This is a genomic window from Chromobacterium vaccinii, from assembly GCF_000971335.1.
In the GTDB taxonomy this organism is placed as follows: Bacteria; Pseudomonadota; Gammaproteobacteria; order Burkholderiales; family Chromobacteriaceae; genus Chromobacterium; species Chromobacterium vaccinii.
Genome location: NZ_JZJL01000001.1, coordinates 157,619 through 170,058, shown reverse-complemented (window position 1 = coordinate 170,058; position 12,440 = coordinate 157,619). Strand labels below are relative to the sequence as shown.

The 12,440-nt window shown below is 66.1% G+C and carries 7 protein-coding genes; all 7 read left to right on the top strand.

Annotated elements, in window-relative coordinates:
- The first annotated feature begins 347 nt into the window (after positions 1-347).
- On the top strand, positions 348-1,598 hold the full coding sequence (locus VL52_RS00745) for an HlyD family secretion protein (RefSeq protein ID WP_052729044.1): 1,251 nt from the start codon (positions 348-350) through the stop codon (positions 1,596-1,598).
- Between the two features lies 1 nt (position 1,599).
- A complete protein-coding gene (locus VL52_RS00740) occupies positions 1,600-3,783 on the top strand; it encodes a peptidase domain-containing ABC transporter (RefSeq protein ID WP_046155269.1) in 2,184 nt (727 codons plus the stop codon).
- An 83-nt stretch (positions 3,784-3,866) separates the two neighbouring features.
- Positions 3,867-5,144: a glutamate-1-semialdehyde 2,1-aminomutase gene (gene hemL, locus VL52_RS00735; RefSeq protein ID WP_046155268.1), complete on the top strand. Its 1,278-nt coding sequence runs from the start codon at positions 3,867-3,869 to the stop codon at positions 5,142-5,144.
- A 151-nt stretch (positions 5,145-5,295) separates the two neighbouring features.
- On the top strand, positions 5,296-6,585 hold the full coding sequence (locus tag VL52_RS00730; protein ID WP_144410131.1) for a hypothetical protein: 1,290 nt from the start codon (positions 5,296-5,298) through the stop codon (positions 6,583-6,585).
- Between the two features lie 206 nt (positions 6,586-6,791).
- Positions 6,792-8,117, top strand: a complete 1,326-nt coding sequence (locus VL52_RS00725; protein ID WP_046155266.1) for a hypothetical protein — start codon at positions 6,792-6,794, stop codon at positions 8,115-8,117.
- Between the two features lie 77 nt (positions 8,118-8,194).
- Positions 8,195-9,538: a hypothetical protein gene (locus tag VL52_RS00720; RefSeq protein ID WP_046155265.1), complete on the top strand. Its 1,344-nt coding sequence runs from the start codon at positions 8,195-8,197 to the stop codon at positions 9,536-9,538.
- A gap of 113 nt (positions 9,539-9,651) precedes the next feature.
- Positions 9,652-12,384: a DEAD/DEAH box helicase gene (locus tag VL52_RS00715; RefSeq protein WP_052729042.1), complete on the top strand. Its 2,733-nt coding sequence runs from the start codon at positions 9,652-9,654 to the stop codon at positions 12,382-12,384.
- Positions 12,385-12,440 lie beyond the last annotated feature (56 nt).

The following is a 12,440-nucleotide window of genomic DNA, read 5'->3' as shown; positions in this document are numbered from 1 at the left end:
ACAACCCGGGCGATTACGGATGCGCGGCAACGGCGGAACCGGGACGGCTTGTCTGCATCGCGCAACAGATCAGTAATCCTTGCCCAGCATGGTTATTGCCGATGGAGGAGGCGGAACTTGTTCGAAATGACGGTTATCGGCCAGTCCTAATGGACAGTGTGGCGCGCATGTAGTCCGTAATGAGAATTTAAAGAAGAAGACCAAGTTGCCGCGGCGGCCGTCCAAACGTTATGGAGTTGGAGTGTCGGGTCGAGTTTCTTGTCGCTTAAAATGCCAATGGAATTGATGATAGAGTGTCTAATCTCCGCATGCCGCGGCGCGGCATGCCTACCAAAGGCGTCCTATCCGTGCCACTTTTTCGTTCCGCCGCTCTCAGCCACGCCTCAGACCGGCGCTATGGCCGCATCGTGCTGCTGCGTCCCGCCAGCTTCGCCTGGCTGACTGGCGTGTTCGCGTTGATCGCCATCGCCATCGTTCTGTTCTTTTCCCTGGCCAGTTATACCCGCAAGGCGCAGGTGCCGGGCGTGCTGCTGCCCAGTCTGGGCCTGATCCGGCTGCAGCCGGCACAGTCCGGCGTGGTGGCCGAGGTGAAGGTGCGCGAGGGTCAGCAAGTGCGGGCCGGCGACGTGCTGTTCGTGCTCGGCAACGAGCGCGAGAGCGCCACCCGCGGCGACGCCGGGCGCGAGATCACCGCGCTGCTGCAATCGCGGCGCGACAGCCTGGCAGGCGACCAGGCGATGCTGCGCATGCAGGCCAGGCAAAAACAGGAGACGCTGCGGCGCAAGGCGGACGACCTGGCGCGCGAGCTGCAGCGGATGGACGAACAGATCGGCCTGCAGCGGCGGCGGGTGGCGCTGGCCGAGGAAACGCTGCAACGCAACCGCAAGCTGCTGGCGTCGCAATTCATTTCCGCCGCCGCGCTGCAGGACAAGCAGGCGGAAGTGATAGACCAGCAGACCAAGCTGGCCGACCTGCAGCGCGGCCGCGCCGCCTTGCAGAGCGACCACGACACGGCCTTGTCCGATCTGGGCGACCTGCAGCTGCAAGCCAAACGCGACGAGGCGGCGGCGCAGCGAGGCATGGCGGAGCTGGAGCAGGACCTGACCGAGAACGAAGCCAAGCGCAAATTGCTGGTGCGCGCGCCGCAAGCCGGCATGGTCAGCGGCATCGCCGCCCAGGCTGGCCAGACCGTGGCGTTAGGACAGACGCTGGCGAATCTGTCGCCGGCCGGCTCGCCCTTGGAGGCGGAGCTGTACGCGCCGTCGCGCGCCGCCGGCTTCGTCAAGCCGGGCATGGCGGTGCTGATCCGCTACCAGGCTTATCCCTACCAGAAGTTCGGCCAGTTCAAGGGCACGGTGCGCGAGGTGTCGCGCAGCGCGCTGCGGCCGGAGGAGCTGTATCTGCCCGGCGGCCAGGGCGGTTCCGGCGAGCAGCTGTACCGGGTGCGGGTGAAGCTGGAGCGCCAGAGCGTCATCACCTACGGCCAGAACCAGTCCTTGAAGGCCGGCATGGCGCTGGACGCCAGCGTGCTGCTGGAGCGGCGCAAGCTGTACGAATGGGTGCTGGAGCCGCTCTACAGCATCAGCGGAAAGGTGTGAGATGAGCCATCAGCAACCGACCTTGCGATTCTGGGGCCGCCGCCGGCTGCCGCTGCTGCTGCAGACCGAGGCTGCCGAATGCGGCCTGGCCAGCCTGGCGATGGTGGCCGGCTATTGGGGCCACCGCATCGACCTGGCCAATATGCGCCGCCGTTTCTCGGTGTCGCTGAAGGGCAGCACGCTGAAGAGCCTGATCGCGATGGCCCAGGGGCTGGGCCTGGCGTCGCGGCCGCTGAAGCTGGACCTGCAGCACCTGCCGCAGTTGAAGCTGCCCTGCGTGCTGCATTGGGACATGAACCATTTCGTGGTGTTGAAACAGGTGGCGGCGCGACACATCGTCATTCACGATCCGGGAGTGGGCGAGCGCAAGCTGAGCCTGGACGAGGCGTCCAAGCATTTCACCGGGGTGGCGCTGGAGCTGACGCCGGACACCTCGTTCCGCAAGACCGAGGAGAAGCTGCAGTTCAGCCTGCTGTCGCTGATGGGCCGGGTGGACGGCCTGGGCGGCGGCTTGCTCCAGTTGCTGCTGCTGGGCCTGGCGCTGCAGGTATGCGCGCTGGCCGCGCCGTTCTATCTGCAGTGGGTGGTGGACGAGGCGCTGGTGGCGGCCGACCGCGACCTGATCACCGTGCTGGGCATCGGTTTTCTGCTGCTGGTGCTGTTGCAGACGCTGATAGGCGCGGTGCGTTCCTGGGCAACCACGGCGCTGGCCACCAGCCTCAATTTCCAGTGGCTGGGCAACGCCTTCGCCCACCTGATGCGCCTGCCGCTGCCGTGGTTCGAGAAGCGCCACCTGGGCGACATCACCTCGCGTTTCGGCTCGATCCAGACCATACAGAAAAGCCTGACCACCCAGTTTGTGGAGGGGGTGATAGACGGCCTGCTGGTGATCGCCACGCTGATCGTGATGCTGTTGTACAGCGCGCCGCTGGCCATGGTGAGCCTGATCGCGGTGGCGCTGTACGCGCTGCTGCGCTGGAGCATCTTCCGCGCGCTGCGCGAAGCGACGGCCGAGCAGATCATCCACGCGTCGCGGCAGAATACCCATTTCATCGAGTCGGCGCGCGGCGCGCAGAGCGTGAGGCTGTTCGGCCGCCAGGAGGAGCGGCGCATCGGCTGGATGAACGCGTTGGCCGAGCAGTTCAACGCCGACCTGCGCATCGCCCGGCTCAGCCTGTCGTTCCAGACCGCCAACGCGCTGCTGTTCAACGCCGAGCGGGTGGTGGTGGTGTGGCTGGCGGCGCTGGCGGTGATGGATGGCCGCTTCTCGGTGGGCATGCTGTTCGCCTTCCTCAGCTACAAGGACCAGTTCAGCCAGCGCATCGCCGCGCTGATCGACAAGCTGTTCGAGCTGCGCATGCTGCGGCTGCACGGCGAGCGCGTCGCCGACATCCTGCTGACCGAGCCGGAGCCGGAGCTGAACGACGTCGAGATCGATCCGGCCCATGTCCAGGCGGCGATCGAACTGCGCAATGTTTCCTTCCGTTATTCCGACAGCGAGCCCTATGTGCTGCGCGAACTGAGCCTGGCGATTCCGGCCGGCCAGTGCCTGGCCGTCACCGGCGCCTCCGGCTGCGGCAAGACCACGCTGCTGAAGCTGGTCCTCGGTCTGATGGAGCCGACCGAGGGCGAGGTGCTGGTGGGCGGCGTGCCGCTCAGGCAGCTGGGCCTGGGCAATTATCGCCAGATGCTGGGCACGGTGATGCAGGACGATCTGCTGTTCTCCGGCTCCATCGCCGACAACATCTGTTTTTTCGATCCGCAGCCGGACCAAGAGCGCATCCGCCGTTGTGCCGGTTTCGCCGCCATCCACGACGAAATCATGGCGATGCCGATGAACTACAACACCCTGGTCGGCGACATCGGCTCCGGCCTGTCCGGCGGCCAGAAGCAGCGTGTGCTGCTGGCGCGGGCGCTGTACAAGCAGCCGCGGCTCTTGGTGCTGGACGAAGCCACCAGCCACCTGGACGTATGGAACGAGCAGCTGGTCAACGCTGCGGTGCGGGATATCGACATGACGCGCATCCTGGTCGCCCACCGGCCGGAAACCATCGCCATGGCGGAGCGGGTGGTGGTGCTGGAGCAAGGGCGCATCGTGCAGGACTCCCCGGCGGCGGCCGCGGCGGAACAGCGGAGGGCGAGGGCCGGCGGCGGTCCCGGTCGGGCCGGCGATCATGTAGAATGACCGCGTCCGGCGGCACCCGAACGCTCCGCCGCGCATCCCCATATTCCGCGGCGCGGCCCGCGCCGCCAGACAAGGAAAACCTCATGTCCCGCAATCTGGAACTGTTCGAACGTGGCAAGCAAGTGATCCCAGGCGGCGTCAATTCGCCGGTGCGCGCCTTTGGCCAAGTCGGCGGCACGCCGCGCTTCGTCGCCCGCGCCGAGGGCGCCTATTTCTGGGACGCCGACGGCAAACAGTATCTGGATTACGTTGGTTCCTGGGGCCCGGCCATCGTCGGCCATGCTCATCCCGAGGTGGTGAAGGCGGTGCAGGATGCCGCCGTCGGCGGCCTGTCCTTCGGCGCGCCGACCGAGGGCGAGGTGGTGATCGCCGAGGAGATCTGCAAGCTGCTGCCGTCCGTCGAGCAGGTGCGGCTGGTATCGTCCGGCACCGAGGCGACCATGACCGCGATTCGCCTGGCGCGCGGCTTCACCGGCCGCGACCTGATCGTCAAGTTCGAGGGCTGCTACCACGGCCATTCCGACAGCCTGCTGGTCAAGGCCGGCTCCGGCCTGCTCACTTTCGGCAACCCGTCCTCCGGCGGCGTGCCGGCCGACTTCACCAAGCACACGCTGGTGCTGCAATACAACGATGTCGAGCAGCTGGCGCGCACCTTCGCCGAGATCGGCGACAAGATCGCCTGCGTGATCCTGGAGCCTATCGCCGGCAATATGAATCTGATCCAGCCGTCGGCCGAGTTCGTGCAGGCGCTGCGCAGCCTGACCGAGCAACACGGCGCGGTGCTGATCTACGACGAAGTGATGACCGGCTTCCGCGTGGCCAAGGGCTGCGCCCAGGGCCTGCACGGCGTCACGCCGGACCTGACCACGCTGGGCAAGGTGGTGGGCGGCGGTATGCCGCTGGCGGCCTTTGGCGGCCGCGCCGACATCATGGGCAAGATCGCGCCGCTGGGCACCGTCTACCAGGCCGGCACCCTGTCCGGCAATCCGCTGTCCGTCGCCGCCGGCCTCGCGACGCTGAAACTGATCCAGCAGCCCGGCTTCTACGAAACGCTGGGACAGCGCACCGCGCGCCTGGCCCAAGGCCTGGCCGAAGAAGCGCGGAAAGCCGGCGTCACGCTGTCCACCGACAGCGTCGGCGGCATGTTCGGCTTCTACTTCAGCGACAAGGCGCCCAAGTCCTATGCCGAAGCCACCGGTTGCGACATCGAGCGCTTCAAGCGCTTCTTCCACGCGATGCTGGACGAGGGCATCTACTTCGCGCCGTCCGCCTACGAGGCCGGCTTCGTTTCCGCCGCGCACAGCGACGGCATGATCGAACAAACTCTCGCGGCCGCCGGCAGGGCTTTCGCGCGCATTTGAACGATTCGCGCGGGTGAGGAACCAGGGAGCTTCGGCTCCCTTTTTTCATGGCGCTGGAAAAAACGAGGCGAGTTGGTAATATTGCCCCGAATGAAAAAAAGATTCGGACCCGATGGGTCCGCGGGACATTGCGGCAGTGAAGGGGATGTGGATGGAAAGGAAGACCAGGCTGCGCCTGGCCGCTGGCGGCGTCGCGCTGGCGGCCGCGATCCTGGCCGGAGGCTTGCTGCTGCGAGGCGGCGATCAGGTCAAAGTGGAGAGATTGGCGCTGGCCGACGCATCCGCGCGGAGGCTGGCGGCGGCCATCATGAATCGCGCTTACGGCAGCGAGCAGCGCGATCCGCAGCGGGACTGCTGGCATTATCTGCGCGAGGACGGCGGCGATTACTGCCTGCGGCCAGTAGCGCTGGACCGCGTCGTGTCCGGCGGCGAACGCCGGCTGTATCTGTTCGCCAGCGGCAGCAAAGACGCCGCGCGCGACGAAGACCTGAGCGGTCTGGCCGGCGCCTTCGTCGCCGACGCCGATACCCTGGCGCCTATCGCCGGCAGCCGCGAGCTGGATTTTCTCAATCGCCGCGCCGCCGGTCCCGAGCAGGCGCAGCTGCTGCGTTTGTCCCGCGATGGCTATATGGGCTGGTTCGCTGCCGGACGCGACGCATCCGAGGATTTCCCGCAGTTTTACGCGTCCAAGGACGACAAGGTGGTGGCAATCGGCGGCGACGTGTTCGGCCGCGACGCCGATACCGTCGCCGGGCTGAAGTTCGCCTACCAGCTCGACAGCGCCCGGGGCGAGGCCGCGGCCTATCCCCTGTCGGCGATTGTCCGCGACGGCAAAGGCAAGCAGCTGGCCAGCTTCGATTTCCGCTTCGACCGCCGTCGTTGGGAATATGTTTGCGCCGATGTCGACTGCCGGGTGCGCGCCGGCCTGCCGACGCGGCCGGAGCGCGAGGCGCAGGTCCAGGGGCCGGACACGCCGGCGGCCGATGCCAACGAGGCCTTGTTCGGCAAGGGGCGCAAGCTGTCGGATGTCGATCTGCAAGATGTATTGGCGCAGCTGGACATGCGCTATGTCTCGCAGGACGGTGAAGCGGGATTCGTCGGCCCGAACGGTTGCGACGATCCTTACCCATTGAATGGCCATTTCGAACGCGACGGCGGACAAGAGCAGTTATGGGTGCGCGGCGGCAATGGCTGCACCTCGGGCGCGGCCGGCGCTTCCGTCTGGGTCTTCGTCCGCGACGGCGGGGGCCGCCTGCGCGCCAATCTGGGCATGCCGGCCGCCGAGGTGCGCCGCACCCGGGATGTGTCGGCGGGCGTGCATGATCTGCGCGTGGGCTCGGCGGGCTTTTGCGACCGCTTGTGGCGCTGGAACGGCAAGGCCTTCATCCATCTGCTGAACATCCCCACCCAGGCCGGCGGCTGCGACGGCGGCAGCGCGTAGCTCACAGGAACGGCGGCCGAGGCCGCCGTTTTCGCATGTGGGGGGTAATCGCGCATTCTCTTTTTCCTCGACAAGCTCAGCCGCCATTTTCATTTCATTGGCATTGCCGGGCGGACACGTTTTCCATTCATCCTGATAGAATGACAAGTCAAATTTATTGATGCTTATTTCTTCAATTGGCATTGAATCATTCGGATTGAGACGATATGGAAAATAAGAAAAAACTCGCGTTGCTGGCTGGCGTGGTCCTGCTGCTGGCCGCTGGTTTCGGCGGCTGGAAGTACTGGAAGTCGCACCAGGCGGTGCAGATGGAACGGCTGGCGCTGGATGGCGAGCCCGGCAAGCAACTGGCCAGTGACATCATGGACAAGATGTACGGCAAGGACGCGTACGACGGCAAGGAGAAATGCTGGAACATCGACCACAAGATCGATGGGGATGCATTCACCTACTGCATGCGTCCGGTGACACTGGACAGGGTGCAGGCAGATGGCGAGGAACGGCTCTATCTGTTTGCCGGGGGCAGCCATCCGGATGGCACGCATGCGGATACCGAAGGATTGGCCGGCGCCTTCATTACTCAGGCGAAAACCGGGCAACTGATTGCTGGAGACCGCGAATTGCCGTTTGTCAGCGGCTCGGGCTCGGCTCCCGATGCCGATGCGGTCAAACTTCTGGCGCTGTCCAAAACCGGTTATATGGCATGGATGGCCGAGGGATACGACGAACAGATGGGTGTCAGCTCCAGCTTCCCGCAGATGTTCGCGCCCAAGGGCAAGAAGATCGTCGATATCGCCGGCGATGTTTTTGGCAAGGAAGAAGGCATGGCGGAGCAGCTGAAATTCGAATACCTGTCGGACGCCGCCCAGGCTGACGCCAAGGTGTTTCCGCTGTTGCTGAAGGTCAGCGACGACAAGCACAAACAGGTGGCCAGCTTCAGGTTTCGCTTCGACAGCCAGAAATGGAAATACGTCTGCGCCGACGTGGCCTGCAGCAAGAAGGAGGGCATTCCCGAGGCCCAGCCCATGAGCCAGCAGGATGACGAGGGCGGCAGCACGGATCAGCCGCCGGCCAATGCCAACGCGGCTTTGTTCAGCGACGGCACCGAGCTGTCCGCGGCCGACCTGAAGGACGTCCTGGCCGCGGTTAATGCCGCTTTCGTGGTGAAGGACCAGCAAACTTGGGGCTTTGTGACGCCCGAGTGCGCGAAGCCCTTCCCGCTGTCGGCCGAGGTGGTCAAGGGGTATGAGGACAATCGAAACATGCTGTGGCTGCAAGGCGGAAACAGCTGCACCTCCGGCAATACCGAGCACAGCATCTGGCTGTTCATCCGCGGCGAGGACGGCCACCTTCGCGCCAATCTGGGCCTGCCGGCCAAACAAGCCACCGTCACCGACGACGCGACAGACGGCTACCACGACATCCGCCTGTCCGGAAACGGTTTCTGCGAGGCGGTGTGGCGCTGGAACGGCAGCCAGTACGCCCATCTGAAGAACATCGCCACCCAGCCGGGCGGCTGCGGCGGCGAATAAGACTGGGAGGCCGGCGGAGTTTGGTCCTCCGGCCTTTCTTGTCCGGGCCTCTTGCCTGGGCTACTCAAGGATATTCCGTGAAATTGAACAAGAAACACTGGATCGCGCTGGTGGCGGCGGCCATCGCGCTGCTGGGCCTGATCGGCGCGGCCTACTGGGTGATGACGAGAAACGATGGCCGCGTCGAGCGGCTGGATCTGGCCAAGGAGCAGAACAGCCAACTGGCGGATGCCTTGCTCGATAAGATGTACGGGCATGGCAGCTACGATCCCAAGCAGCGTTGCTGGAAGGTGACCAGCGATTACATGTATTTCTGCATGAAGCCGGTGAGCCTGGACCGGGTGGAAACCGTGGAAGGCAGCAAGCTGTATCTGCTGGCGGGCGGCGATGGCTCCAGCGAATCCGAGGACGGCGTCGCAGGCGGCGCGGACCCGCGGCTGGGAGCCTTCATTTTCGATGGCAAAACTCATGAGGCGCAGGCTTCCGGCCTGATCCTTCCCTTCCGCAACCATAACTTTCTCGCGCCGGCCGATTCTCGCCTGATCCGCCTGAATGCCAAGGGCGACATGGCTTGGCTGGTCGAGGGGAGTGACAAAGGGAAGGGATTTCCGCAGTTGCTCGCCGCTCATGGCAAGGATGTAGTCAGCATTGCTGGCCAAATATTCGGCGCGCTGCCCGACGACGGCGACGCGCGCTTCGATTACCGGGCAGATTCGCAGACCGATCCGCGTGGCTTCCACCCGCTGACGCTGAAGATCACCGGGGGTAAGAGAGCGGGCTCATTCCACTTCCGGTTTGACGACAAGGAATGGTCGTATCAATGCGAGGGGCAGGCGTGTTCCGACCGCTACACCGAATGGTCGGAAGACAGCAGCGATGAGCCGGATGACGAAGGAGACGATCAGAGCGCCTCGTCCAGCCAGCCCCCCGCCGACGCCAACGCCGCCTTGTTCGAAGACGGCAACGCCTTGTCCGACGCCGATCTGAAGGAAGTGCTGGCTGCCTTGGGCGTGAGCTATGTGATCAAGGACCAGGACACCTGGGGCTTCGTCACCGACAAGTGCCACACGCCGTTCCGCCTGAGCGGCTGGTATACCAAGAACCACAAGGAAGACCATAACGAAATCTGGATACGAGGCGGGGACAGCTGCACCTCCGGCAGCGTAGGCCAGAGCATCTGGGCTTTCGACCGTGATGATGACGGGCACTTGCGCGTCAGCTTCGGCGTGCCGGCGACCAAGTTCGTCGTGGTGACTGATGGTCCGGACAGCGACTCGGACAATCCGTACCATGATATCCGCCTGTCCGGCAACGGCTTCTGCGAGTCGGTCTGGCGTTGGGACGGCAAGCAGTACCAGCGCTTGCGCAACGAGGCGATCCAGCCCGGCGGTTGCGATCATGAACCGGCGGCGCAGCAGTAAGCGCCCCTGGATGCGATAGGAAACGGCGGCTTAGGCCGCCGTTGTCTTTTACGGCTTTGCAGCGCGGGCCGAATCCGGCAACATCGGCCCCACCTTCCGTTTCTCGATGCGCAATGACCGAACCGCAACCCTCTTCCCGCCTGATCTGGCGCTTGCGCCTGGCCGACTCCGGCGCCCAGCTGCAGCCCTTGCTGCAAAGCGCCGGCCCCGATGGCTGGAGCCGCGGCCGCGCCTGTTCGCTGTCCGGCCTGCTGCAAGACCAGGCCGAGGCGGTGCGGCCGCACGACCTGCCGCTGTTGCGCCAGCTGCTGGCCCTGCTGGAGAGGCACGACGGCGACGCCGGCCTGATCGACGCCGCGCCGTTGCTGCCGGCCTTGATCGATCATCCGCTGCTGTTCGACGCCGACGCGCCGGCGCGTCGCATCCGCGTCGAGGCCGGCCAAGCGGCGCTGCAGATGGAGCGGGTCGGCGCGGAGTTGCGGCTGAAGCTGCTGCCGGAAGGCCTGGCCGGTTGCGGCGGCGCTTTGTGGCAACGGCCGCAGCCGGAGCGGCTGCTGGTCTACCAGCTGACCGACGAGCTGAAGGCGCTGGCCGATCTGGTCGGCCACGGCCTGGCCGTGCCCTGGCAGGCGCGGCAGCGGGTGCTGGAGGCGATACGCGATGTCGCGCCCGGCCTGCCGCTGGTGGACGCTAGTCCGGCGTTCGATCCGGAACTGCCCAGCGAAGCGGCAGATCCGGCCTTGTACGCCCTGCTGACCCGCCAGCCGGAAGGCCTGCGGCTGCAGTTGAAGGTCAAGCCGCATCCGGCCGCCGCCTGGAGCGCGCCGGGCCGCGGCGCGGCCGGCCTGGTGCTGGATATCGACGGCGAGTACCGCCAATTCGTCCGCGACCTGGCCGATGAGGCTGCCCGCCTGCGCGCGCTGCGCGAGGCCTGCCCGGCGATAGGACGCGGCCAGCGCGACGGCGACGGCTGGCTGTTTTCCGATCAGCATTCGGCCTTGTCCTTGCTGGCGCAGTTGCAGGCGGCCGGGGAGGCGCGTGTCGCCTGCCTGTGGCCGCATGGCGACAAGATCCGCCTGGCCGCCGCCGACGGCATGCCGCAGCTCAAACTCAAGGTGAAGAAGCGCGGCGGCTGGCTGCAGGCCGACGGCGAGCTGGAGCTGGACGACGGCCGCATCCTGACCTTGCGCCATCTGCTGGCGGCGCTGGCCAGCCAGAAGGGCAAGTATCTGCAACTGTCCGACGGCGACTGGCTGATGCTGTCCGGCAGCCTGGGCGAGCGGCTGGGCGAACTGGCCCGCATGATCGACCATGCCGGCCCGGACGGGCTGGCGATCAGCCCGCTGGCCGGTCCGCGCCTGCAGGCGCTGGGCGAGGACGCCGGGCAGTTCGACGGCGACGACGGCTGGCAGCGGCAGGCGGCGCGCTGGCGCGAGGCGGCTGTTTTCGATCCCCAGGTCCCGGCGACGCTGAACGCCACGCTGCGGCCTTACCAGCTGCAAGGCTTTGCCTGGATGGCGCGGCTGGCGCACTGGGGCATGGGGGCGTGTCTTGCCGACGACATGGGCCTGGGCAAGACGGTGCAGACGCTGTCCTTGTTGCTGACCCGCGCCCACCTGGGGCCGCAGTTGGCGGTGGCGCCGACTTCGGTGGCGCTGAATTGGCTGGCCGAGGCCGCCCGCTTCGCGCCCAGCCTGCGCTTGCGCGCCTACCATCAGCAGCGCCGGCTGGACGATGTCGGCCCCGGCGATCTGGTGGTGGTCAGCTACGGCCTGCTGCAGCGCGAGGCCGAGGCGTTTTGCGACGTGCATTGGGCGTCGGTGGTGCTGGACGAGGCCCAGGCGATCAAGAACCCGCAGAGCCAGCGCGCCCAGGTGGCGCAAAGCCTGCGCGCCGATTTCCGCCTGGCGGCCAGCGGCACGCCGGTGGAAAACCATCTGGGCGAGCTGTGGAGCCTGTTCCGCTTCATCGCGCCTGGGCTGCTCGGCAATCTGGCGCAGTTCGAGCAGCGCTACGCCCAGCCGATCGCCGACGGTGACGAAACCGCGCGCGCGCAGCTGAAAGCGTTGATCCAGCCCTATCTGCTTCGTCGCACCAAGCGCGAGGTGCTGACCGAATTGCCGCCCAAGACCGAGACCACGCGCTTGATAGAATTGTCCGAGCAGGAGCGCCACGTTTACGAAGCGATGCGGCAGGAGGCCCTGGCCCGCGTGGCGGAGGCCGATCCCGCCGCCGGCGGCCAGAGCATGCAGGCGCTGGCCGAGCTGACCCGGTTGCGCCGCTTTTGCTGCCATCCCAAGCTCACGCAGCCCGACAGCGCGCTGCCGGCCAGCAAGCTGGCGGCTTTCGCCGAGATTTGCGAGGAGCTGCTGGACAACGGCCACAAGGCGCTGGTGTTCAGCCAGTTTGTCGACCACCTGGCGCTGGCGGCCGAGCACCTGAAGCAGCAAGGCGTCCGCTTCCATTATCTGGACGGCAGCACGCCGACCAAGCAGCGCAAGGCCAGCATGGACGCGTTCCAGGCCGGCGATGGCGACATGTTCCTGATCAGCCTGAAGGCTGGCGGCACCGGCCTCAACCTCACCGCCGCCGATTACGTGATCCATCTGGACCCGTGGTGGAACCCGGCGGTGGAGGACCAGGCGTCCGACCGCGCCTACCGCATGGGCCAGCAGCGGCCGGTGACGGTGTACCGGCTGGTGGCTGCCGGCACCATCGAAGAAAAGATTGTCGAGCTGCACCGCGACAAGCGCGCGCTGGCCGATAGCCTGCTGGCCGGCGGCGACGCCAGCGGCAGGCTGGACGGCGAGGCGTTGCTGGCCTTGCTGCGCGGCGATGTCCGGTAATGGGACAATTGCCTGTTTACAATTGAATTGGCATGATGGCAGCCATCTTCATGACA

What these genes read in the sequence shown, in the direction of transcription:
- VL52_RS00740 (WP_046155269.1), top strand. Translation starts at nt 1,600, where the DNA reads ATGAGCCATCAGCAACCGACCTTGCGATTCTGGGGCCGCCGCCGGCTG.
- hemL (WP_046155268.1), top strand. Translation starts at nt 3,867, where the DNA reads ATGTCCCGCAATCTGGAACTGTTCGAACGTGGCAAGCAAGTGATCCCA.
- VL52_RS00730 (WP_144410131.1), top strand. Translation starts at nt 5,296, where the DNA reads ATGGAAAGGAAGACCAGGCTGCGCCTGGCCGCTGGCGGCGTCGCGCTG.
- VL52_RS00725 (WP_046155266.1), top strand. Translation starts at nt 6,792, where the DNA reads ATGGAAAATAAGAAAAAACTCGCGTTGCTGGCTGGCGTGGTCCTGCTG.
- VL52_RS00715 (WP_052729042.1), top strand. Translation starts at nt 9,652, where the DNA reads ATGACCGAACCGCAACCCTCTTCCCGCCTGATCTGGCGCTTGCGCCTG.